The sequence below is a fragment of the Marinomonas sp. FW-1 genome (assembly GCF_005222245.1).
Lineage (GTDB): Bacteria > Pseudomonadota > Gammaproteobacteria > Pseudomonadales > Marinomonadaceae > Marinomonas > Marinomonas alcarazii.
Genome location: NZ_CP025987.1, coordinates 860329 through 885035 on the forward strand (window position 1 = coordinate 860329; position 24707 = coordinate 885035).

Here is a 24707-nt window from a genome sequence, read left to right on the forward strand (position 1 = left end):
GATTTGCTCTCTTTGTTTATTATTGCTTGATTAATAAGATAGTTAGTAAAAAAATAGAATTCACTTTATCATCGGATGATGCATTTTAACAATTTTGAGGTAATACCTCAGTATATGTTTTTACATTCTGGAGGCGTTTATGGCTGGAGTTTTGGATACTGTTAACCAACGTACACAGCTCGTAGGGGAAAACCGACTTGAATTGCTGTTGTTTCGCTTAAATGGTAAGCAGATTTACGGTATTAACGTCTTTAAGGTAAAAGAAGTACTACAGTGCCCTAAATTGACCACTATGCCTCATAGCTCCCCTGTGGTTAGAGGGGTGGCTCATATTCGTGGTGGTACAATCCCTATTTTAGATTTAGGTTTGGCTACGGGTGCAAGCCCTATTGAAAACATTGCCCAGTGCTTTGTCATTATCACGGAGTATAATCGCCGCATTCAAGGGTTCTTGGTACGAGGCGTTGAGCGCATTGTAAACATGAACTGGAGTGATATTCAGCCACCACCAAAAGGGTTATCAAACGATAATTACTTGACGGCTGTTTGTCAGGTAGACAAAGAGATGGTCGAAATCATTGATGTGGAGCAAATTCTTTCTGAAGTTGCGCCAACCCGTCAAGACATTTCGGCTGGTATTGTTGATAACAGCGTGACTGAAAATGCCCAAAAACACCATATTCTTATTGTGGATGACTCTTCTGTTGCTCGTAAGCAGATCAAGCGCTGTATGGAGCAAGTTGGCTTTGCAACAACCGTTTTATGTGATGGTCGTGAGGCGCTAGATTATCTTCAAACTTTGGTTGCAGATGGCAAGGATGTTACGAAAGAATTTTCCATGGTTATTTCAGATATTGAAATGCCAGTAATGGATGGCTATACATTAACGACAGCGATTCGTAATGACAGTCGCTTACAGGATCTATTTATTCTTCTTCATACTTCTCTAAGTGGCGTCTTTAATGAAGCCATGGTTAAAAAAGTGGGTGCAGACGGATTTTTAGCGAAATTCCAACCTGATGAGCTTGCTCGATTGGCAATAGAAACCGTTCAAGTGCAATCGGAATAATATTTAGTCTCTCTTAGGGTAGGCTTTATTTATTGAATCTGGAACGTATGGAGTTTTAATGCTCAGTAGTACAAATACAATTACGCCGAATGGTTATATCAGGTTCAGGGACTATCTGCAGAAAGTTTGCGGAATTTCGTTGAGTGATAATAAGCAGTATTTGGTTGCTAGTCGTTTAGGAAAAATCTTAGAAAGAGAAGGTTTTTCTAAAATAGAGCAACTTGTAGATGCTTTAGAGAAATTTGGCGGCTCCAAATTGAAAGAAGAAGTCATTAATGCAATGACGACGAATGAAACCTTGTGGTTTAGGGATACCCACCCGTTCACTATTTTGAAAGAGAAGGTGTTGCCAGAAATGACGGCATCTCCTTTGAGAATTTGGTCGGCTGCTTCCTCAACTGGCCAAGAGCCATATTCTATTAGTATGGTGATTGAAGAGTTTAAATCCTCTCGACCAGGTGCCTTAAAAGCGGGTGAAAAGATAGTTGCTACAGATATCTGTACAAATATTTTGAAGCATGCCAAGCAGGGGGAATACGATAGCTTAGCAATCGCTCGAGGTCTTGGTGCAGATTTGCAAAAGCGTTACTTTGATAAAGTGAATGACACAACTTGGAAGATTAAGCCGAACTTGGGTGCACGTGTTGAGTTCAAGTACTTGAACCTAATAGAGTCGTTTTCTATGTTGGGCAAGTTTGATGTGATTTTTTGTCGAAACGTACTGATTTATTTTACTGTCGACCTGAAGCTAGATATTTTGAAAAGAATGCATGCTTCCCTTAAGCCAGGTGGGTATCTGTTTCTTGGTGGCTCAGAAGCGTTAAGCGGTCTGTCCGATTATTTTGAAATTGTTCAATGTCACCCTGGGATTGTTTATAAAGCTAAGGCTTTATAAGTACTTTTCACTTCTTGTTCTTAAAATAGCCTGTCCTTTTTGGATGGGCTTTTTTGTCTCTTCTGTTCTATCTTTAAGTTTGCCGCTTTTTGCCGTGACGCTGATTAATTTAACTAACTGTTTGAAAAATATGGGTTTTATTTTTTGGCATCATAATTGCTTTATCTACACCATATCAATTAAGACTCGTTTTATTGAGGGCTAGATGGCTATTTCTTTTTCGAAAGCATTTGCAGGGCATGACAAAGCGCTTGAGTTCCGAAGCGCGAGAGCGGCTGTGCTCGCAAACAATATTGCTAATGCGGATACGCCAAACTATAAGGCGAGAGATATCTCGTTTGACTCTTTATTAAATGACGAAAGTAATAAGTTGAAGCTTGCAGGCACTAACTCCCGCCATATTGCTGGAGAAGGATTTGCTGGTGAGCCTGAAGGGTTGCTTTATCGAAATGCTAATCAGCCTTCCCTAGATGGTAATACAGTGGACATGCAAAGAGAGCAAGCAGAGTACGCGCAGAACTCAATGCAGTTTGATACTAGTTTTATGTTTTTAGACCGAAAAATTAACGGTATGAAAAAAGCACTTGTTGGGAATTAATAACGATGTCTTTAAGTAATATTTTTGCAATTTCTGGATCTGCTATGAGTGCTCAAACTGTACGTTTGAACACGATAGCCAGCAACATGGCTAACGTCGACAGTGCGGCAAGCTCAGCAGATCAGACATATCGTGCCCGCAAGCCGGTTTTTTCTCAGATGATGAACGATAGTATGCGTGAACGCGGTTGGGGAAACGTTAAAACAGATAATAGCGGTGCAGGCGTTGGGGTGAAAATCGATGGTATTGTGGAGTCAGATGCGCCTTTGCAACCACGTTATGAACCAGATCACCCAATGGCGAACGATGATGGCTATGTGTTTTACCCTAATGTAAATCCGATGGAAGAGATGGCCGATATGATGTCGGCTTCTAGATCTTTTCAAACGAATGTAGAAATTATGAACTCCGCAAAAAGTATGATGCAGAAAATGCTCACGCTTGGGCAGTCATAGGAGCTGATTTATGGCAAATATCTCTGATACAAAAGGTCTTGGCGGTCTAATCTCGCAATACGGGACGGATGCTGCTAAGTCAAAAGCTGGTATTGAGAAGCCTGAAGTAACCAAAGAAGAGGCTGCGTTAGCAGATCAAAACGTCTTCTTAAAATTATATATAGAGCAGTTAAAAGGCCAGGATCCAACGGCGCCACAGGATACTAATGATATGGTGGCCCAAATGTCTCAGTTTAGCTCTCTAGAAAGGCTGACGAGCATATCTGATCAGCTTGAAAACATGGCGACTTCATTGACCTCCAATCAGGCATTAAGTGCCTCCACGTTGGTTGGTAAATCGGTGTTGATGGAAGGCAGTAAGACAAAAGTAACGGAAAGCTCGGAAGAGGTGCCGTTAAGGGTTGTTATACCTGAAAACTCTCAGGCAGCAACACTGAAAATTTATGACGCAGACAATCGTCTTGTACGTACAGCAACGCTGAACGATGCCAACTATAAGTGGGACAAGAAAGACGATGACGGAAATGTTTTGCCGCCTGGTGAATATCGCTTCTCCGCTTTCTCTACAAACGATAAGGGGGAGGTTTCTGCGATGAATACTCGCTTGCCTGCCCGTATTCAGGGAGTCACCATTAATGGTGAAGATGGAACGGCTTTGAATGTAGAAAATCACGGTAAAATTAAACTTACAACTGAATTAGAAATATTAGGGTGATTGGAGAGCATTATGGGATTCAATACTGCATTATCAGGCATTAAAGCTTCTGCCGATTATTTAAGTGTTACGGGTAATAACATTGCCAACGCCGATACGACGGGCTTTAAAAAGTCACGTATTGAATTTGATGACCTCTACAACACCAGTGTTTTAGGTGCCGGAAGTGGTAACAGTATTGGTTCTGGTGTCAGTGTGAGCAAGGTTTCTCAAGAATTTGCTCCTGGCAACTTATCTTATACAGACAACAACCTTGATTTAGCGGTTGATGGCACTGGCTTTTTTGTCTTGGATGCTGGGGTTGCGCAATCTTACACGAGAGCGGGTAATTTCAAGTTAGATGAGAATGGCTTTCTTGTGACTAACACGGGAAGTAATGTTCAAGGCTACAATGCTGTAGATAATGTGGTGGGTGGTAATTTAGAAGACCTCAAAATTCCAACTGATCGAATTGCGCCTGAAGCGACATCTGCGATGGAGTTGAAGGTGAACTTGAATTCAGACAGTAAGGACGTTCCGCCGTATATTAGTGCTGATTTTGATCCGATGAATCCTGACTCTTACAATTATACCCAGACGCAGGGTGTTGTTGACGCGAATGGCCAAACGCACGTTGTTACCTATTACTATTCAAAGAGTGAGTTGCCTAATACCTACAAGGTCAATGCGACGGTAGACGGCAACATGACCGATGATGCTGGTGTTCCTTTCTTAGCGGAAACTTTTGCTACGTTTAATACAGCAGAAGGCGGTGTTGATTATAATGGAGATGGTATTCCTGAGCAGCCAAATCAGTTGCTTTATATTGGCGCTGCTGAGCCGGGCGCTGGAGACATCGCGGCGTTAACTCAAACGCCTTTGACGCTTAATGGCACTTTGGGTGGGGTGGCGATTACAGCTACGCTGGCTCCTGATGAAGTGCGTAATCATAGTTCTGTTGCCCGCGAGGCGTTTGATCCGCTAAATATTGATACTTATACTTACGGTAATACTAGAACAGTATATGACTCCTTAGGTGGCGCTCATACAATGGGGTATTACTTCATTAAGCAAGGTGAGAATAATAATTACGAACTGCGCGTCACATTGGATGGAGAGGAAAGTTATGTCGATCCGCTTACCGGTAATGACACGCGTTTCTTGAAAGAAAAGACAATGGTTAGCTTTGACGCGGCAGGTAATTTGATGGGGACCTATCGTGGTGTTGCTCCTTATGATATTGCGCAACCTATCGCTTTAGAGATTACAGGGTTAGACCCATCTAACCGAGGTAAGGTGGTGGAGCTGGATATGGTTGGTTCTACTCAGTTTGCGTTAGAGAATACCGACACCTTTGAGCAAGATGGATTCTCTGCAGGTGAATTGCAGGGTGTTTCATTTGATGATGACGGCATGTTAACGGCAACTTACACCAACCAACAAACGGCAATACTTGGCCAAGTTGCTTTGGCAACCTTTGATAGTACGGATGGACTTGTCCCTAACGGACATTCTGCGTGGCTTGCAAGTAAAGGTTCTGGGCCAGCTGATATTGGCCGTCCTAATAGTGGCACGCTAGGACGAATTCAAGGTGGCGCGTTAGAAGAGTCTAACGTTGACCTAACGTCTGAATTGGTTGCGCTTATTGAGGCGCAGCGTAATTATCAAGCAAACAGTAAGACATTAGAAACAGAAAATACTGTGACTCAGACGATAATAAACCTTCGCTAATTTTCTGGAGAGAGAAGATTTAGGCCGGAGCAGCAACGCTGTTCTGGCCTTTTTTTTGGCTTTTATAAAGTGGTTTTTTACGCTTTTTGTAAGTTGGTATGCTTTTTGAAAGGATATTGGCTAGTGGTCATTTTTTTCCGGGAGAATCGTAGTGGATAAGGCTTTATATTTGGCAATGAGTGGCGGTGTTCAAACAATGAATGCGCAAACTATTCACGCTAACAATCTTGCAAACGTCAGTACGACCGGCTTTCGCTCAGATTTTGAGCAAGCCCGCTCTATGCAAGTCTACGGTGATTATTATCCGAGTCGTGTTTACGCGATGACAGAAAACCCAGCTACACGCTATACGCAAGGTGACATGATACAAACGGGTCGAAATTTAGATGTGGCTGTGGCAGGTGATGGCTTTATCACGGTTTACGATGACAGTGGTCAAGAAGCATATACCCGTGCTGGAGATTTTCAGATTAATGCGGCAGGCCAATTGGTAACCGGACGAGGTTTGCCTGTTGCGGGAGTGGATGGTCCTATTTTTTTGCCGCCTGCTAGTAGCATTAACATTACCGCGGACGGCTCGATTTCCATTGTTCCTCAGGGTGGCGCTGGTAATGAAGTAGCTGTGTTGAACCAGATTAAACTGGTGAACCCAGATAGACAGAATTTACGCAAAGAAGAAGATGGTTTGCTGCATACCAGAGATGGCCAGGAATATGAGGCGGATCCTAATGTTCAGTTGGTGAGTGGTTTCATCGAAGGCAGTAATGTGAATGCTGTGGAAGAGATGACTCACATCATGAATTTGTCTCGTCGCTTTGAGATGAATGTCAAAATGATGGATACCATTCGAAATAACGCAGACTCTTCGGCAAGAATATTACAACGTACGTCATAAGCATGATGGTTAAACACGTATCGATGAATTAAGAGGTATTTATGAATTCGGCATTATGGGTTAGTAAAACGGGTTTAAGTGCAATGGATAAGCAGTTGAACGTTGTTGCCAACAACTTGGCTAACGTTTCAACGACGGCTTTTAAGAAAGACAGAGCAGTATTCGAAGATCTGATGTATAAAACTGTTCGTGCTCCTGGTGGATTAAGTGCCCAAAACGCTGAATTGCCCTCAGGTTTGCAATTGGGAACAGGGGTAAAAGTGGGCGCATCTCAAAAAGATTTTTCTAATGGCGATTACAATATGACTGACCGTCAGCTTGATATCGCTATTCAGGGTAAAGGTTTTCTACAAGTGTTACAGCCTGATGGCACGATTGCTTATACGCGCGATGGTAGCCTTCAGTTGAACAGTCAAGGCCAGTTATCAACATCGGGTGGCTTGGTTGTAGAGCCGGGTATTCAAATTGACCCAGATTCTATCGAGATCATGATCGCAGAAGATGGCATCGTATCTGTTCGTAAAAATGGTGACGCTGATGCTCAGCAAGTCGGGGCCATCAATATAGCGGGATTTATTAACCCAACAGGATTAAATTCTGCCGGACAAAATTTATTTACAGAAACCAATGCGAGTGGGCCACCGTTAGTTGGTGTACCAGGGACAGATTCATTGGGAACGATTGCTCAGGGTATGCTTGAAGCTTCTAACGTGAATTCGATAGAAGAACTTGTGAATATGATCACGACACAGCGTGCTTATGAAATGAACTCAAAAGTGATTGCCTCTGCGGACGGTATGATGAGCTTCGCAATACAGCAGTTATAATAAAATGTGGATCATGATGAAGATTAAATTTGCCTTATTAATTTTACTTAGTGTTTGCTTGTCTGGTTGTCTCACATGGGATGTAAATCAGCAAGCGGTAGCCAATGCAGCGGCCGCTGGTGCGGCGGCCGCTGTGACGGATGCTGTTATTGACGCTGTAGCTGATGAAGATAATGGTGAGGATGGTGCTTCATCCGAAGAGGCGCGTAAAGGCTATGTGCCTGATCCTAATGATCCTTTAAATGGACCTAATATTAGTCAATCCATTCAGTCTGATGACCCTTATTACGCACCGGTATACCCGAGTGATATGACGCCTTCTCAGGCGCCAACCGGCGGTATTTATCAGGCTAATATGGGAGATGTTTTTTTTGGAGATCAAAAGGCCAGTAAGGTTGGGGATATTTTGACCATCAACCTAAATGAAACAACAACCTCTACTAAGGCCAATGCGGCAACGGTTTCAAAGTCTTCTTCGGCAACAATAGAAAACCCAACGGTTCTTGGGCAGGAATTGAGAGTAGATACAACGCTGCCTCAGCAGGGAACAGATTTTAGTGGTAATGCTTCAGCTAACCAAAATAACAGCTTGAGCGGGACAATTTCAGTAACGGTTTATAAGGCGTATCCAAATGGATTACTCGCCGTTCGTGGTGAAAAATGGCTGCGCTTGAATCAAGGTGATGAGTACATTCGCTTCTCAGGTATGGTTAGAAAGCAGGATATTTCTCCTGATAATACGGTAGAGTCTGAACGTGTGGCGGATGCAAGAATTACCTATTCGGGTACGGGAGATGTTGCCGCTGGAAGTGAGCAAGGTTGGGTGAGTCGTTTGCTTAATACAAGCAATATGCCATATTAATTTAATGATCTAACTACAGGGGACTGGTTCCTCGTAAATGGGTGATGTGATGAAGCACATAGCGCTAATTGTCTTATATTTTTTATCTTTTTCTGTTCAGGCTGAGCGTCTGAAAGACATTGCTAGTGTTCAGGGGGTTCGAGAGAACCAATTGTTTGGTTATGGCTTGGTGATTGGTCTTAATGGCACGGGCGACAGTACCGCATTTACCAATCAGAGCTTTGCAAGCATGTTGTCTCGGTTTGGTGTGACCTTGCCGGATGGAGTGAATGCAACGTCTAAAAACGTGGCAGCGGTTTCTTTGACGGCGACCTTGCCGGCTTTTTCTAAGCCAGGTCAGAAAATTGATGTGACGGTCTCTTCTATTGGTAACGCAAGCGCATTACGAGGCGGTACTCTTTTGCTTTCTACATTGAAGGGTGCGGATGGGGCTGTTTATGCAATTGCGCAAGGTAACCTTGTTGTGGGTGGCTTAGGCGCTGATGGTTCAAGAAATTCCGTTAACGTGCCTACTGTTGGGCGAATTCCTAACGGTGCCAGCGTTGAGCGTATAGTGCCTAGTAGCTTTAATACCGGTGACACCTTGACGTTTAACTTGAATCGCCCAGATTTCACAACGGCTAAGCAAGTATCAGATAAGATTAATAACCTCCTTGGCCCTGGTGTGGCAACAACTCTAGATGCTACGTCTATTCGAGTATCGGCGCCAAGAGACCCAAGTCAACGTGTTACTTATCTGTCTATTCTTGAAAACTTGGATGTTGAAGTTGCTGAAGAGCGTGCTCGTATTGTGGTGAACTCTCGTACTGGAACCATTATTATTGGTCAGCATGTCAAAGTTTCACCTGCCGCCATTACTCATGGTAGCTTAACTGTGACAATTCAAGAGGTGCCACCTGAAGTTGGTCAAGATGGAACAGTAACCGGCGGAGAGACAATCATATCGCCTCGTGAGGGAATTGAAATAGCCCCTGATAGTGGTCGTATGTTTGTGTTTGACCCAGGTGCTTCATTGAATGATATTGTACGTGCCGTTAATCAGGTTGGCGCAGCGCCAGGTGATGTTATGGCGATATTGGAAGGCTTAAAACAAGCTGGTGCTATTAATGCAGATTTAGTGGTGATATAGATTTGGTTATGAACTCAGTGCCGCCCAAACAAGACTTTTTTGCTGACTTTTCGACCTTGACTGACTTGAAAACTAAGGCGCAAAAAGACCCTGATGGCGCGTTAAAAGATGTGGCTCAGCAATTTGAATCCATTTTCATTAACATGCTGTTGAAAAATATGCGTAGCACTAACGAGGCAATCGGAAGTGGTTTGTTTGCTAGTGCTCAAACAAAGCAGTATCAGGAAATGATGGACTCTCAGATGTCGCAGAGTCTAGCGAGTTCTGGTGGTATTGGCTTATCTGACGCACTTATTCGTCAGTATCAAACACAGCAGCAGGCCCGTATCAGCTCTCCTGAAGCCAAACAGCGTGGAGATACTGACTTTTTAAATCAAGTGGCAAAACAGGACTTGGTTCGAATTCAGGCTTTGGCGCATCGTGCGTCGACGGAGTTTATTGAATCTGTACAGCAAGAGGCTAAGCAAAAAGCGTCTACTGGCGCTGCAGACGAGTCCTCTTCTACTGCTGCCCCTTCCGCACTTTCTGTTGTATTTGGATCCCCGCAGGAATTTGTTGATAACCTTTGGCCTCATGCTCAGCGAGCGGCCGAAAAGTTAGGGGTAAACCCCAAGGCTATATTGGCTCAAGCAGCATTGGAGACAGGGTGGGGTAAATACCCTATTGCTAAAGAAGATGGTGCGGCCAGTTTTAATTTATTTGGCATTAAAGCCGATACTCGTTGGCAGGGCGATAGGGCCGTTGTGAATACCTTAGAGTTTCGTGATGGTGTTGCTCGGCGAGAGAAAGCCGCGTTTAGGGCTTACGATTCTTTTTCGCAAAGCTTTGAAGATTATGCGAATTTTTTGTCTTCTAGTGAGCGGTATAAAGATGCCATTAATGCTGGGGATGACGCGTCAATGTTTGCCGCTTCTTTGCAAAAAGGCGGCTATGCTACAGACCCTAAATACGCTGAAAAAATTGAAAATATCCTTTCAAGCGAATGGTTTCAGCGGTTGTAGGCTTTTTTCTTGCCGTCTTGGCGCTTTTTTATTTTTAAATAAAATCGCCTAAAATCCTATATTGTGTTGTTAAAGTTACCTTTTTTCTTATTTTCATTTGTTTTGCACTCTCTTTCAAGAAAATATTTCGAAATTAAATTCTACTAAATAGAAGCATTGGTAAACTTCTTGCATCCTTAGTCGTTAGAGCGGGCTTTTAAAGCTTGGCTATTTTGAAAACGTACTAGAGGTGTGAGCAATGGGCTCAAATTTATATTCAATTGGTTTGTCTGGACTTCAGTCCAGTAATGCCCGTATTAATACGACAGGGCAGAACACATCCAATGTGGATACAGAGGGTTATAGCCGCCAAAGGACTGACACCACTAGTTCGCCTGTAGGAGGTGTCGTACTTCGTGATACTGCACGCCTGGTTGATAATTTTGTTAGTAAGCAAGTGCGTACTGATACCTCGACACATTCCTATTACGATACCTATCATTCGATGATTTCGACTTCTGACAATCTGTTGGCAGAAGACAGTATTTCTTTGAACACATATCTGAATAAATCTTTTGATGCATTACAGACGGTTAATAACGATCCTACGTCTTCGTCATTGCGGCAGTTGGCCCACTCTAGCCTTACTAATCTAGTGCAGCAATATCATGTTTTGTCTGGTGTGGTGAGTGATCAGGAAGGGCTGGTAGATGCACAGCTTTCTTCATCTTTGAAAGATGTAAATGCCATTACATCAAAAATTTCAAGTCTGAATAAACAAATTTTGAGACAAGAAGGTCTCTCTAGATCGCCAGCCAATGAGTTACGAGATCAACAAGAGTTGTTGGCTAAGGATTTATCTGAATATCTAGATATCAACGCTCAATTTAACGATGAAGGGTTGATGACAATACAGTTGGCAAATGGTCAGCCGTTGGTTATGGACCAAAACCCGACAGAAATTAAAGTTAGACCAAATCAATTGCAACCCAAAAAAATTGATTTGGTGGTGAGCTTTGGTGACTATGAAGTGGCTTTAAAAACACAAGGCTTAGGCGGAAGTGTTGGTGGGCTTGTTGACTATAGATCTGAATTTAGTGTCTATGCTGATAGAACCTTAGGGCAGCACGCCATTGCGTTAGCTGATGCTATGAATACTCAGAATAAAAAAGGTATTGATGGTAACGGCCAGGCAGGTAAAAACCTATTTTCTTTAGGGGAAGTAAAAGTCTATTCATCCCTAGAAAATATTAACAAGGCTAAAGATATTTCAGTCAAGGTATCGGATGGTGAAGCAGCTAAAATCACAAAAGAGACTTTTGAGTTAACCAAAACGGACGATAATCGCTTTTCAATAAAAAGAATTGATGAAAAAGGCAATTCAACGGAGCAGAATATTATTTTTGATCCTGTCTCACTCACAAAAGACAGTGATGGATACGTTAAGATAGACGAACTTGGCATTGATATTCGTATTGATAATATGAGTGCCATTGACGATAACGATGTGTTCCGCTTTACCCCAACGGAAGGTGCTGCAGCTGGATTGTCGCTCTTTGCAAAAAATGGTGAGGCGCTTGCTTTAAGTGCGCCTGTTAGCGTTAGTACTGGGTCTAGCAACTTATCCGATGCCCGAATTTCATTAACGTCTGTAACGAATACAGACCCAGAGACATCGGCGTTTTCATCTGATGGGCCACTTTATCCAAGTGCTCCACATCAAATTTACTTTACTTCGCCAAGTTCATACGTTGTTCGTGATGCAACTGGAGTCGAAATTGCTTCAGTAAGCAATGTGACTCAGTATACTAAGTTGCTTGAACAAGCCGGTCTGTCTAACGAGGCCGGGTTTGATGTATCGGTTTCATCGAAACCACAAAAAGGTGATGAGTTTTCTATTAGTACCGATAACATAGGTGTGTCCGATAACTTTAATGGTCTTGCGTTGGCTGATCTACAGAATAAATCCTTAGTTGCTGGTGAAGATACCCTGATGAAGTCATTTTCTGGCTTCATCTCCTACGTGGGTAGTAAAACAGCAGAGGTAGAAGGGCACGCTGACGCAAGTGAGATAGTGTTAAATGAAAGCCTTGCTCGTCGTGATCGTTTGTCTGCGGTAAGTCTTGATGAGGAGGCGGTGAATCTCTTGAAATATCAACAATCCTATTCTGCTTCCGCTCAAGTGGTGACTGCTGCTCGTACAACGTTTGAAACTTTGCTTGGGATCATGAGGTAAGATTATGCGTGTAACGAATAACTTAATTTACGGTCAAGCAAACCGATCTATTAGTCAGGCGAATGAAAAAATCTTAGATGTTCAAGGCAAAATATCATCGCAAACGAATATCTTAAAGCCAAGTGATGACCCGGTTGGAGCCAGTCAGATTTTGCTGTATGACGGCAATAATCGAACGCTAAAACAATATGATGAAGCGATGAAAATGGCCAAAGGGAACTTGGAATACCAAGAAGTGGCTTTGGACAGTTTGAATGATTTTTTAGATACTGCCAGAACGCTGTTTATCCAAGCTCAGAATGACATTAATACTCAAGCAGATATTAATGCGATTGCCCATGAAATCTCATTAATTACAGAGTCAATGGCCGATCTAATGAATTCCAAGAGCGCCGATGGAAGTTATATATTTGCTGGTACTGACTCTCAAAGCCCAGCCTTTAGATTGGGGAGTGATGGGCGTTACCATTGGTCCGGTAACGAAGGGCAGAAATTTGCCCAGATTTCAGAAGACATTAAAATTCCTGTGACTAATTCAGGGAAAGTGCTTTTTCAGGATATTTGGACGAATCGATCTTTTAACGCCAAAATCACTGAGGGTAATGTACGATTAAGCTCTAAAGTTCAGGATCAGGCTGATCTTGATGCTTTTATGGCGAAAAATTATGATCCTGAAAATGCGCAAGTAAATCGCTATTATTTGACTACTTCTTACGCTGAAGATCAAAAACCTGTAGATACTCAGGTATCTGATGGGAAGGATGGAAAGTCGGAAGAGGCGTTGGATAATTATCACCTGTTTACAGGTATGCCTGCCCAATATGCAATTACAAACAGTGATGGGGAGGTCATTGAATCTGGTGAGTATCGTGTGGGTAAGCCGATCGCGTTTGCTGGGATGTCTTTTATTGTTGAGGGGGAGCCAGGAGCTTCTATTGATATCTCTCTTAAAAAGCCAGAAAAAGATAACGTACTTAACCAGATAAAAGACTCTTTAGCTGTTTTGACTGATAAAAATAGCACCTACAGTGATAGGGAGGCTGCATTTTTCAGTGCTACCTACAGCATTAATAATGCTCAGCAACGAATTGGTGAAGGGCGTTCTGAAATTGGTGCAAGGCTGAATATGATTGAAGATAGAGAGGATTATAGCTCGGCCAACCAGTTGTCTAATACGATTGCTCAAAGTAGAGAAGGTGAATTGGATATGGGGGCAGCTGCTACCGAACTGTCTATGAAAGAGTCTGCACTTAATGCTTCGCAGAAGGTCTTTTCTCGCATGAGTAATTTGTCTTTATTTAACCAAATGTAACTTTTTAGGATGTAGGGTAAACAATGTCAGCATTTAAAATGGAGTCCTGTTTTGGGGCTGATATTAATGTCGGGTATTTTAATATTACTGAAATACTCACTATCCTAAAAATTAAGGACAAAGTTGTTGGCAGTAAACGTGTTAAAAGTCTGATTGGGATGCATGGCAAAAAAGACCGTATTGTCATCATTGCTATGCGTCAGATTGCTTTTGATGTATTGCGTTCAACTCTGGACTCTGAATTTCTGCCTTATGATCCTTACTTCTCGGATGACAAGCTTTTAAATACTCGGCGTGAGCGACTGTATGACGCACAGGAGAGATTTCTCATATTGTGCATGTCCATTGCTACCGGTCGCTCTGTCAGAAGTCTTAGAAAACTCAACCCTGACCTAAATACCAAAGAGTTGCGTAGTAAGTATGCACGTGGCAAAAGTCTGTTTCGTTATTTCAGGCAAGAGCTAAATGATCATACAAGAGAGTATATTCTGAGCTATAAGTCAGCCCAGGATAAAACCAAAAACGTCGACATAACCTCCGAGACCGTTGTTGCTCCAGAGCAGCAAGTTAAGAAAACGGGAATGGCTAAAAAGAGTGTTGTCGACCATAAGTTAATTCCCACTTCATTTGATGATGAAACATTAACAGCACTCAAAATATTTCAGGATGGTCATATCTTATTATCAGCTCAAGTGGAGCGCTTTAAGCGTGGTGAGCAGCTTGAAATGCTTGAGATGATGAAGTTTTGCCGTCGATTAATTGAGTCTCATACCCGTAATAACTTTTCTCTCATGGCCATACGTCATATTAAAGATCCCTCAGCCTATCTAGAACAGCATGCAATGGGAATGGCAGTGTTGGCTATTCACTTTGCGAAAGCGCTAAAGCTATCGTATGCCTACATTGAAGTTATCTCGCTTGGTGCCCTGTTGTTTGACTTAGGGCGTTTTAAATTACCGATGGCGATGGTGACAAAAACCACCAAAATGACGGAAGGGGAGTTTGATTTATTTCGTAAGCACATACAGTTCGGAGAGCAGATTTTGCAAAAGTGTGAAGGTGTGCCGAAGGCTGTTTATCAAATGCTAGCTGATCACCATGAAAAAATAGATGGTTCTGGCTATCCTGCAGGTAAGCAAGATCAGGAAATATCTGTGTATGGGAAAATTGCCGCAATAATTGATGCTTATGATGCAATGACTTCAGAGCAGCCGCATAAGCCTTCAATGGGGCCTATTAAGGCGTATCGGCAAATGCAGAAAGAGTCCGGTTTGGCGTTTGATAAAAAATTACTGTCTGTGTTTTTAAATAGTATTGGCTCTATTCCTGTTGGTTCTTGTGTCGCGCTTTCTAATGGAAGGGTTGGGTTTGTTCTGACACTGAATAAATCATTTCAGCCTTCTTTGGTGCGTCAGGTGTACAGTGTCACAAACAAAGCGTTTATTGAGGCTTCAGATATTGAGCTGAATAAGGTTGCGAATCTAAGAACAGAGGTGAAGATTGAAAAAGACGTTGATCCGCAAGAATTCGGACTGCAATTCATCAATCACCTTTCTTAATACATTGTAATGAACTCTCCCTCCTTCTAATTTTTTCCTTTTAGTATCCCCCCTGTCAGCTTACAGAGTGAGACCTCTGTAAGCTGATGTGCGTTTTTTTCACCTAATCTCCATGTTTTTCACGATATTTTTACTTTTATTCTAAAGTTCTTGGGGCTCTGTTCGATAACCGTTCTAGCGCTTAATAACTAAGAATAAAAATTAAATAAAAACTAAAAAAAGTGCAAAAACAATTAAAGGTTATCTTATCTGTGTCGATAACCTTATTAAGAGACAAAAACCCCAAAAAACTAATTAAATCAGAGGGTTGTCTTGATTTTAAATATTCTTAGGAGAGAAGAAAATGGCTTTATATGTAAACACAAATGTGTCCTCGCTGAACGCCCAGCGTCAGCTTACAAGTAGCGGTAAAGTACTCGATACAGCGTTTCAAAGATTGTCATCTGGCCTTCGTATTAACAGTGCGGGTGATGACGCTGCGGGTCTTCAAATATCTAACCGTTTGACATCACAGATTAATGGTTTGAACCAGTCTGTTCGAAATGCTAACGATGGCATTTCATTGGCTCAAACTGCTGAAGGTGCTTTGGAAGAAACAACAAGCATGCTTCAACGTATGCGTACTTTGTCTATTCAGTCTGCAAACGGCTCGAATGCTGACGAAGACCGTATTGCCCTACAACAAGAAATGGGGCAATTGGCACAAGAAATTAACCGAATTGCTGAAATTACCACTTTTGGTGGTCGAAACCTTCTTGATGGTTCTTACCAAGGTATTTTCCAAGTAGGTGCGGATGCTAATCAGACGATCAGTTTTTCAATGGAATATGGTGGCATCAATAATTCCATCAACTTGGCTGGTAACGGTGGCTTTACTATTTCTGGTTTGACTTCAGGGGTTCCTTATATTGAGCCAGAAGAAGAGCCAATTCAGGTTATTGCGACTGAAGAAGGTGGTTTTGTTAACCAATATGGTGACGCTGTTAATGAACAGGGACATCTAATTAATGAAGAAGGTGAGTTGATCAATGAAGACGGGCTACGAGTCAATGAGAACGGTGTTCTTATTGATGAAGAAGACCGCCCTATTAATGAAAATGGGGTGTTGATTGATGAAAATGGCACACCTATCAATGAAGATGGCTCCATCAGAGAAGACGTTGTTAACGAAGATGGAACAATTTTGAATGCGGATGGAACAACGACAGGTCTGGACGGCAGTATTTCTTATCCTGATGGGCGCGTTATGCAGCCGGACGGATCTATGGTTCACCCAGATGGGACAATTAATCACCCAGATGGGGGCATTACTCAGCCAGATGGCACTTATGTCGAGCCAGAGAAAAAATACGGCAAGCCATTAATTACAGCTGAGACGGTGTCCATTACAGATATTAAGAATTCACAAAGTATGATTTCAATGCTGGATACCATGATCCAAGCGGTTGACTCTAAACGAGCTGAGTTAGGTGCTGTGCAGAACCGTTTTAGTTCAACTGTGAATAACTTGTCTAGTATTTCTGAGAACGTATCGGCTGCTCGATCTCGCGTAAGAGACGCAGATTATGCTGCTGAAACGGCTTCATTGACTAGTTCTCAAATTATTCAGCAGGCAAGCTCGACGATCCTTGCGCAAGCGAATCAAAGACCTCAAGCTGCATTGCAGTTACTAGGATCTTAAGTGGTTTAACATGGTTGAAGTTCGCATAAAAAAGCGGCTTCAGTTGGAAAAAATTCGAGATCTTCTCGGAATATAGGCTACTTCTCTCTCCTAGAGGTGCCTTTTCAGCCGGGTGAATTTTCACCCGGCTTTTTTTTGCCTAAATAGTGCTGATTTATAGCATTTTTCGGGTTTTGGAGAGGGTTCTAGGCTTATGCCATAGGTGTTTTTTGGCATTAGAAGGGACATGTTTTGTTTCTTCTTACCAGAGAGCAGCTGTGAGATGGGCTTCTAAGTAACTGGTCGTACCAGTCTATTGCTATATGGGCTATCGAGAATTTGTTTGTTTTTAACAATAGGGTGTTGTTTTGAAGGTAGTGATTTTGTTCATGAGTTGAATCGCTTTTAGGTGATGAGATGTGCCTGTTTTTTTATGGCGAAAGTCTTAAGGGCTGATGCAATGCGATATGGCTGTGCGCGTGAAAAAAATGAATGAGTCCCGCTTGTCTGTAAGGGGGATTAATTTGTTCTGGCATAGCTGTGTCTTGCCTGCTGATGAAAGGCGTTACATGTGAGTCATGCTGTTGTTCGATGCATTCTTCGATAGATAGAAATACACGGATTGGTCGTGCCGACAAGAGATTGATTGGCAAGAGAGGTTGGATGCTTTGGCTTTTTTTATGTGTTGAAAGTAATGGTCACTTTACTTGATAGGTAAGGGGTTCGGATGTCGGATATTTGGCGCTGCCATTTCGGGTTTGTCTGTGGGCGAACGATAAGTTGAAGCACTGTTTTAAACGCCACAATTGCGTCTCGATTTTAAAGGGCAGGGTAAGCGATTTGTTCCGTACGCCTCAGATTGATGGCTGGAGTTGTTTGATGAGTGCTTTTGATCGCAATCGTTTTGGGCTGATGTGTATTGGTTTTGTTTGCTCGTGCATGGCGAAAAACAATTGGTTGTTTGCTGGCACAGTTGCGCCTGAATTATGGCTCAAACGAGGTATCGAGGCCTTTAGTGCCTAGGAGTATCGGCTGAGTTGATTCGACAGAGCTTTATAGATTGAAAATGGCTTAATAACGAAGCCTTGCTGGGATTTTATGGTATCGAATTTTTTTTGAGGTGAGCGTATTTGAGGGTGTTGCTGTTCTTAGTGATCAACATTTTAGGCTTTATCGCATCTAGCTTTGCCTGTTTTTTGTGTGCGCCTGTTGAAAAGAGACGTCCGTTTTCTAATGGCACAGTTGCGCCCTGATTTTGTGGCGTGACCAGCAGGTTTGTATTGCACCTAAGAAGGGTTTGAGTCGAATAAAGAGCGCTTTTTGTATGGAAAGAAGTGGCGATAAAAAAATATTGCTGGGGCTGTTGCGTTGAATGGACTTGCCTGGGGGGGGGATTGAAAAAATGGATTGTTTGGCTGCACCGCTATGAGCTGATTTTAATGGGTATGTGAGTGCGAGAAAGGCACCACCTATGTTGCTTTTTGCGATTTGTGTCGTAGGAATATTGCTGCCTATTTGCGGTGGCAAGCATTCTCCGCTTGTGGCTGTGTTGTGGCGCATTGTGGCAATGGGGTGCGGCAATAAAAGGTTACCGTTTTGCCCAATTGGCAATATACGGCTTGAACAATATGTACATGTGATCGGGTAATTCTTCTGTCGAATGTCAGTATTTTGTCATTAGCGGGGGTTTTAGGGCGTTTGAAGTGGTATTTCGGAGCCGTTTTGCTCGGAAAGTACGTGCTTTAGAAAAAAACGTAAAAAAATTTAATTGTTTTTTAATCCTGTTAAAACAATTAGTTAGGCATTAATTTGCCGCTTTATGGGATGTTTTTTTCCACCTTAAGGAAAAAATATTCCGAAATTGACTAAAGGTTTTCAATTTCTTGTCGAAAACCTTATACGATCTGCTTTTTTGCGGAGTTTAATGAAACCTAGGAGGCTATAATGGCTTTATACGTTAATACGAATACTTCATCTTTAAGCGCACAGCGTCAGTTGATGAACTCAAGCAAAACTTTGGATACGTCTTTTCAGCGTTTATCTTCTGGTTTGCGTATCAATAGTGCAGCAGATGATGCCGCAGGTTTGCAGGTTTCTAACCGATTAACATCTCAGGTTAATGGTTTGAATCAGGCAGTGCGTAACGCCAATGACGGTATCTCTGTAGCTCAAACTGCTGAGGGTGCGTTGGATGAAACGACAAACATGCTGCAGCGTATGCGTACTCTGTCTATTCAGTCTGCAAACGGGTCTAACTCTGATGCAGACCGTAAAGCACTACAGCAAGAGATCACGGCTCTATCTACAGAGATTGACCGTATCGCTTCTGATACCACTTTCGGTGGTCGTAGCTTGCTTGATGGTACTTATGATGGTGTTTACCAAGTTGGTGCAGACGCAAACCAAACAATTAGCTTTGATTTGAGTAAAGGTGAAAACCAAGATTACGCAGGCAATGGTGGTTTCACTATGGCTGGTCTATCTTCTAATGCGGCTGCTGAAGCGAAGTACCAAGAAGAAGTGGCTGCTTATAACGATTACTTTGTACAAAAAGATGCAGCAAAAGCACAAGCGAGAGCAGAAGCTGAAGCTAACGGTGATGAGTATGAGGATCCAGAGTTAGAAGCGATCGCTGCTGCTGAAGAGCGTGGTGAAGTTTATGTAGATCCGAATGCACCAGCTGTGCCTCAGCCACCAGCAAGTCGTTCTAGTAGTTTTGGTAATCCAGAAGAAGGCTTTGGTACGCCATCGGTTACTTCTATCCAAAACGCACAAAGCATGATCTCTATTTTGGATAATATGATTTCTGCTGTAGGTTCTAAGCGTGCAGAATTGGGTGCGATTCAAAACCGTCTAGGTTCTAGTATCAGTAACCTAAGTAATATCCAAGAAAACGTATCAGCCGCTCGTTCTCGTGTACGTGATGCTGACTTCGCTGAAGAAACTGCTAAACTAACAAGTGCTCAGATTCTACAGCAAGCAAGTTCATCTATATTGGCTCAAGCGAACCAACGTCCACAAACTGCTTTGTCTCTTTTGGGCTAAAATTATTAGGTTTAACGAAAAGCTGGGGCTTTGTTCCAGCTTTTGTTTCGTTTAGAGGGTTGATGATATGTCAATTAATTCCAGTGATTTTTCAAAGCAGCCAATGGGAGTGGTTACAACTAGGCAAGACCAGCGAGCGGATGAGCAATTTAGAGCATTACGTGAAGCAAATGCTAAAGTAATACAGGGTTCAGCCGATAGTAATAAAACTGGTGCTAATAGTGGTAACAGCCAAGGGGCAGCAAGTTCTCCTCGTGTTGAGCCAAAGCAGATTGAGAACGCGAACATTAAAATGTCTCAATTAAATGTTCAGTTATCGTTTGAAATGACCGAAGATCGCAAAAATAATATTGTGAAAGTGTTAGACCAAACGACAGGTGATGTGGTGCGTCAAATGCCCACAGAAGAGTTCCTGAAGATGTCAGAAAGAATTGATGCTATCATGAATCAGCTAAGTGACGTAAAAGGAACATTAGTGAATAGTGAAGTGTGATTTTGTTATAAATGTTATGTTTTAAACTTGGGGAGTTGCTATGGCTATTGGCTCATTAGGTGCTGGATCTGGATTAGATCTGGAATCCCTAGTAAGTGATATGGTGAGCGCAAGAAGAGATACAAAAGTAAAATTGTATCAAGACAAACTCGCTGGGTATGAAGCAGAGCTTTCTGCTCTCGGTTCAGTTGGCTCCGCAATTGATAATTTCAAAACATTTGTAAGCACTTTGAATAATGCTGACCTTTTTTCAGGTCGTAATGCAACCATCGAAGACGCAGATGGCAAACCATCATTTTCTGTTGTTGCAGACAAAACCGCTTCCACCGATAAATATTCTATTCAAGTTGACCAGTTAGCAAAAGGAAGTCGTCTTGTTTCTGATATCACATCATTTACTTCCCGAGATGAGAAAGTAACCTCTTCAGGGGGAGAGCTTAAACTAACAGCGGGCGATCAAAAGCTTGTCTTAGATGTAAAGCCAGACACAACCTTGTCCCAGCTTCGCGAACAAATAAATGCTGAAGGCAAAGACTTTGGTGTATCTGCCAACTTGGTGGATGATGGCGATGGACATATGTTTTTCACGATAACGTCTACAAAAACCGGCGCCGGTAACACCTTAAAAATTGATAGTAGTAACCTAACATTAGACAGTGTTGGTCTTGGTGGCTTTTTTCCTGGTTTAAGTGTGCCTGCGGGCGGTGAAGCGCAAGACGCCATGATCACTGTCGACGGCATTAAAGTGCGCAGTGAAACGAACGATTTTGATAGTGCGATTGCAGGTTTAGAAATCAAAGCGTTGGACGTCTCACCAGAGCCTAAAAAAGTAGAAGTTAGTTATAATAAAGAAGAAGTTGAGAATACCATTCAGGGTTTTGTTAGCTCTTATAATGAGCTCATTAGTGTATTTAAACAAAATACAGCAAAGGGTGCCGTTCTGAATGGAAACAGTATGATACGGAACTTAAGCTCATCTTTGGCGACTAATTTAATGTCTAATTACGCTGAGCCAGGCAGTCCTTTTACCTCCATTTTTGACGTTGGGGTAGAGTTCCAGGACAACGGAACGTTAGCCTATGATAGTGATAAGTTTAATAGAGCCGCCGAAACGAACTTTGATGCCGTAGCGTCATTGTTTACGGGTAAAAATGGCTTAGCAACCTCACTTGATTCATTATTAGAAAGTTACGCAGGCCCAAGGGGAATGAATAATACCCTGAAGGACTCTGTTACAAAATCTATTGGCAGTACGGAAGAGTCTCTTTCTGACTATGAAGACCGTATGGCTAAATATGAGGCGTCTTTACGCAGTAAATTCACGAATTTAGATACACAGCTTGCCAATATGAATGCGCAAGGTGATTATCTGAATTCGATGTTAAACCAGCTATAATTTTTGTTTGAACCAAATTAGTAAATTTATTGAGGTTGCTTTATGTACGGGAAAAAAGGGATTCAGGCCTATAAAAAGGACTCGATTAAATCCGATTTAGCCTCGGCAGATCCTCATCGAGTTATTCAGCTTCTACTGCAAGGGGCAATCGAAAGGTTGGCTTTGGGTAAGGGCTGTATTGAACGAGCTGACTGGGCTGGCAAAGCGGCTGCATTTACTCGAGCGATAGAAATTATTAACGCTTTAAGAGATGCGTTAGATAGAGATGCGAACCCTGAATTAGTCGATAATTTAGAGGGTTTATATGACTACATGACGGTGCGAATCAACGAAGCCAGTGTGTCTAAAGATATTGCTATTATAGACCAAGTTATTGCTCTTCTATTACAGATAAAAGGGGCTTGGGATCAGATATCGGAAGCGGATAAGCAAGAAGCCTACAACCGTGAAAGTGAAGTCCGAGCTGGGGCTGTGAATGCTTGATCTGTCTCGGCTGACCAAGTTAACTGAAGACTTAGAGCAAGCTGTGTTATCGGAAGATATTGATGAAATTCAACGCTTGTGCTCCGAAAACAGTGATTTTATTTTTTCTATTCAACCTGAAAAAAAAAACACTTCAGCTAATCAGCAATTAAAATCCTTTATTGATATTCATCAATCAGCCACTCTGTTGGTAAAACAAACTCATCAAACGGTACAAAATCAACTTTATCAGTCGATAAAAACTCGCAAGAGTGTGAGTAAATACAAAGGCGTAAAGCATGCAGAATAACGATCCTTTTTCTAACCTTGAGCATGCGGAAGCATTTCTTGAATCTTTTAAAGCAGGCGCAGGAAGGCTAAAAGAAAACGATCAAGAGTTGACTGAGCGCTATGTGAAAAATATGACTGTTTTTTCACAGGTAATGCCTCATATATATGAAGAATTGCAAGGCTATGTACCCAAGAAGCGCTTTATCTACATGGAAGAGTCAGGGGACCTAAATATTTTTAGGGAAGACATAGGGTTTCCTCTATTTTCGACAAATCCTCGAACTCAAGCGCAAGAAAAAATTAATCATGCTTTTGCTCATCCCACGAAAACACTGCTTAATTTAGAGCGCTCTCTTAACAACGACAGCCGTCATGTATTCTACAGCAACAAGATTCTTGACGAAGTGAAGGTCCAATCAGAAGGGCTAAAAGAACAAAAAGAGTGGCCTCAGTTTGTGGGGGCTGCCATTGTTTTCGGAATCGAGTTTGGCTATCAGCTTGAGCTATTGTTACAGCAAAGGGAAATTAAACACCTTTACCTCTATGAAAGTGACTTAGACTTTTTTCACTACTCTTTATTCGCAATAGACTGGGAGAATATCCTAGATACCTTTAATAAAGATGGTCGTACTGTACATTTCTTTTTGGGTATTCAGCCGGACGAATTTACAGATACTTATCTGCTTCAGTTGCAAGAGAATGGCTACTTTTTGGCGCCTGAAACCTATCTTTTCATGGGGTATTCTAGCCCTGAAAATAATAAAGTATTTGATTACTTTAAGAAGCATTATGCACGCCAAGTGATGGGCTGGGGGTTCTTTGATGATGCTTTAATTGGTATCGCGCAAGGGTTAAGATCCTTACCGAAAACAAAAGTCGCCCATTTTCAAGGACGTGATGTACTGCCTAAATGGGTTACCAATGTTCCTGTATTTATCCTTGGTAATGGCCCATCGCTAGATCAAGGTATTGAGCTGATAAAAGAGATTCGTGATCAAGTGTTATTGATTTCATGTGGCTCTACTATTAATACCTTAAGTAAGCTTGGTATTACGCCTGATATACATGTAGACATTGAAAGAATGAAGCAGACGGTTGATAAGTTTCTGTTTTTAGATAAAGAGTACTTAAAAGGAATTTGGGGACTCAGTGTTGATGTCATGCACCCAGAGTATTTTGATTATTTTGATCGTTCTGGGATGGGAATGAAGCCTGGCGAGGCAATCACTTCTCTTATCCTTTCTCATGCTCGCGCTAATGGCGATGACAAGAACTATGTACAGCTGAATTTCTGTAACCCTGTTGTGGCCAATTTAGCTTTATCTTATGTGCACTTATTTGGTTTTAATAATGTGTACTTTATGGGGGTTGATAATGGCTTCAAGGATAAGAATACTCACCATTCTGTACACAGTGGTTACTATAAAGACGGCAAAGAAACTGGGTTTCAAACCTTCCAGGAAGCGAAGCTGGTGGAGCGTGAGGGCAACTTCGGTGGGACAATTTATGCGACAGGCATAATGGATACATCGAGAGTTCAGCTTGAATCTCTGATACGTAACTTAAATAAGCGTAAAAACTTTGAGAGTTTCAATTTGTCTGATGGCGCCAAAATAGAAGGTGTCACACCACTCTCAATCGACGATGTTCTGATTACCGATCCTGTTATCGACCAAAAACGCGTAATCGACTTGCTCGAAGAAGCCTTTTTTACCGAATCTCCTGAAGCGGTTTTACATCAAACGCCAGACCAGCTGCTTTCAGTGGATGACTTTTTGAAAATCAGCAAGGTTTTACAAAGTGGCTGGGATGACTCAATAAAAACGCGTGAGGATGTCTGTAACTTACTTTGGTCATATCACCGAGAAATTTATTTCTTGAGAGGCAGTGTTTATCGTCATATTCATGATCTATTGATTGGCTCTTTCACCTATTCGGCCTTCTTGATTGTGCAGTTCCTATTTAAATTTGAAGACGAAGCTGAAACGGTTGCTCGTGCTCGTCATCTGTTTACACCTTGGTGTGAGTTCCTCGATGAAATGCCTAGTATGCTTCAGCAAGCGTCTGAATACGTGGATAAAGGCAATGATCATCTAATCACTTTTTATAACGGTTAAC

The 24707-nt window shown here is 42.1% G+C and carries 22 protein-coding genes and 1 pseudogene; all 23 read left to right on the forward strand.

All coding sequences use genetic code 11. From position 1 onward, the window contains the following. The first annotated feature begins 139 nt into the window (after window positions 1-139). Window positions 140-1069, forward strand: a complete 930-nt coding sequence (locus C1X04_RS03990) for a chemotaxis protein CheV (protein WP_110575296.1) — start codon at window positions 140-142, stop codon at window positions 1067-1069. A 58-nt stretch (window positions 1070-1127) separates the two neighbouring features. Further along, window positions 1128-1964 carry a protein-glutamate O-methyltransferase CheR gene (locus C1X04_RS03995; protein ID WP_110575298.1) on the forward strand — a complete coding sequence of 279 codons (837 nt, stop codon included), beginning with the start codon at window positions 1128-1130 and terminating at the stop codon, window positions 1962-1964. 205 nt (window positions 1965-2169) lie between these two features. Next, window positions 2170-2562 (forward strand): flagellar basal body rod protein FlgB, encoded by a 393-nt coding sequence (gene flgB / locus C1X04_RS04000; RefSeq protein ID WP_110575300.1) that lies wholly within the window; start codon window positions 2170-2172, stop codon window positions 2560-2562. A 5-nt stretch (window positions 2563-2567) separates the two neighbouring features. Continuing rightward, window positions 2568-3017 (forward strand): flagellar basal body rod protein FlgC, encoded by a 450-nt coding sequence (gene flgC, locus C1X04_RS04005; RefSeq protein WP_110575302.1) that lies wholly within the window; start codon window positions 2568-2570, stop codon window positions 3015-3017. A gap of 10 nt (window positions 3018-3027) precedes the next feature. Continuing rightward, a complete protein-coding gene (locus tag C1X04_RS04010) occupies window positions 3028-3732 on the forward strand; it encodes a flagellar hook assembly protein FlgD (protein WP_110575304.1) in 705 nt (234 codons plus the stop codon). A 12-nt stretch (window positions 3733-3744) separates the two neighbouring features. Next, window positions 3745-5442: a flagellar hook-basal body complex protein gene (locus C1X04_RS04015; RefSeq protein WP_110575306.1), complete on the forward strand. Its 1698-nt coding sequence runs from the start codon at window positions 3745-3747 to the stop codon at window positions 5440-5442. Window positions 5443-5593: 151 nt separating this feature from the next. Beyond that, window positions 5594-6337: a flagellar basal-body rod protein FlgF gene (gene flgF, locus C1X04_RS04020; RefSeq protein ID WP_110575308.1), complete on the forward strand. Its 744-nt coding sequence runs from the start codon at window positions 5594-5596 to the stop codon at window positions 6335-6337. A 41-nt stretch (window positions 6338-6378) separates the two neighbouring features. Continuing rightward, the gene (gene flgG / locus C1X04_RS04025; protein WP_110575310.1) at window positions 6379-7164 is read left to right on the forward strand and encodes a flagellar basal-body rod protein FlgG; all 786 of its coding nucleotides are present in this window, start codon (window positions 6379-6381) and stop codon (window positions 7162-7164) included. A gap of 13 nt (window positions 7165-7177) precedes the next feature. Continuing rightward, the gene (locus C1X04_RS04030) at window positions 7178-8026 is read left to right on the forward strand and encodes a flagellar basal body L-ring protein FlgH (protein ID WP_110575312.1); all 849 of its coding nucleotides are present in this window, start codon (window positions 7178-7180) and stop codon (window positions 8024-8026) included. Window positions 8027-8075: 49 nt separating this feature from the next. Next, window positions 8076-9155 (forward strand): flagellar basal body P-ring protein FlgI, encoded by a 1080-nt coding sequence (locus tag C1X04_RS04035; RefSeq protein ID WP_110575662.1) that lies wholly within the window; start codon window positions 8076-8078, stop codon window positions 9153-9155. A gap of 8 nt (window positions 9156-9163) precedes the next feature. After that, complete coding sequence (gene flgJ / locus C1X04_RS04040; protein WP_110575314.1) at window positions 9164-10156, forward strand: flagellar assembly peptidoglycan hydrolase FlgJ; 993 nt, start codon at window positions 9164-9166, stop codon at window positions 10154-10156. A gap of 238 nt (window positions 10157-10394) precedes the next feature. Then, a complete protein-coding gene (gene flgK / locus C1X04_RS04045) occupies window positions 10395-12371 on the forward strand; it encodes a flagellar hook-associated protein FlgK (RefSeq protein ID WP_110575316.1) in 1977 nt (658 codons plus the stop codon). Between the two features lie 4 nt (window positions 12372-12375). Continuing rightward, window positions 12376-13683, forward strand: a complete 1308-nt coding sequence (flgL, locus tag C1X04_RS04050) for a flagellar hook-associated protein FlgL (RefSeq protein ID WP_110575318.1) — start codon at window positions 12376-12378, stop codon at window positions 13681-13683. A 23-nt stretch (window positions 13684-13706) separates the two neighbouring features. Continuing rightward, entirely contained in the window at window positions 13707-15242 is a 1536-nt protein-coding gene (locus tag C1X04_RS04055) for an HD-GYP domain-containing protein (RefSeq protein WP_110575320.1), read from the forward strand. Between the two features lie 343 nt (window positions 15243-15585). Next, window positions 15586-16065, forward strand: a pseudogene (locus C1X04_RS18545) (flagellin); the annotation flags it as partial. A gap of 597 nt (window positions 16066-16662) precedes the next feature. After that, complete coding sequence (locus C1X04_RS18620) at window positions 16663-16923, forward strand: flagellin (protein WP_281270067.1); 261 nt, start codon at window positions 16663-16665, stop codon at window positions 16921-16923. A gap of 858 nt (window positions 16924-17781) precedes the next feature. Continuing rightward, the gene (locus C1X04_RS18405; protein ID WP_175404892.1) at window positions 17782-17925 is read left to right on the forward strand and encodes a hypothetical protein; all 144 of its coding nucleotides are present in this window, start codon (window positions 17782-17784) and stop codon (window positions 17923-17925) included. Window positions 17926-18846: 921 nt separating this feature from the next. After that, window positions 18847-19947, forward strand: coding sequence for a flagellin (locus C1X04_RS18840; protein WP_110575324.1), 1101 nt, complete (start codon window positions 18847-18849; stop codon window positions 19945-19947). Window positions 19948-20014: 67 nt separating this feature from the next. Further along, entirely contained in the window at window positions 20015-20440 is a 426-nt protein-coding gene (locus tag C1X04_RS04070) for a flagellar protein FlaG (protein ID WP_137169230.1), read from the forward strand. A gap of 40 nt (window positions 20441-20480) precedes the next feature. After that, complete coding sequence (fliD, locus tag C1X04_RS04075) at window positions 20481-21836, forward strand: flagellar filament capping protein FliD (protein ID WP_110575328.1); 1356 nt, start codon at window positions 20481-20483, stop codon at window positions 21834-21836. 42 nt (window positions 21837-21878) lie between these two features. Then, a complete protein-coding gene (gene fliS, locus C1X04_RS04080) occupies window positions 21879-22319 on the forward strand; it encodes a flagellar export chaperone FliS (RefSeq protein ID WP_137169231.1) in 441 nt (146 codons plus the stop codon). Beyond that, window positions 22312-22608, forward strand: a complete 297-nt coding sequence (locus C1X04_RS04085; protein WP_137169232.1) for a hypothetical protein — start codon at window positions 22312-22314, stop codon at window positions 22606-22608. The genes fliS and C1X04_RS04085 overlap by 8 nt, the downstream gene beginning before the upstream one ends. Further along, complete coding sequence (locus C1X04_RS04090) at window positions 22598-24706, forward strand: 6-hydroxymethylpterin diphosphokinase MptE-like protein (protein ID WP_137169233.1); 2109 nt, start codon at window positions 22598-22600, stop codon at window positions 24704-24706. Before C1X04_RS04085 ends, C1X04_RS04090 begins: the two co-directional genes overlap by 11 nt. The last annotated feature ends 1 nt before the right edge of the window (window position 24707 follow it).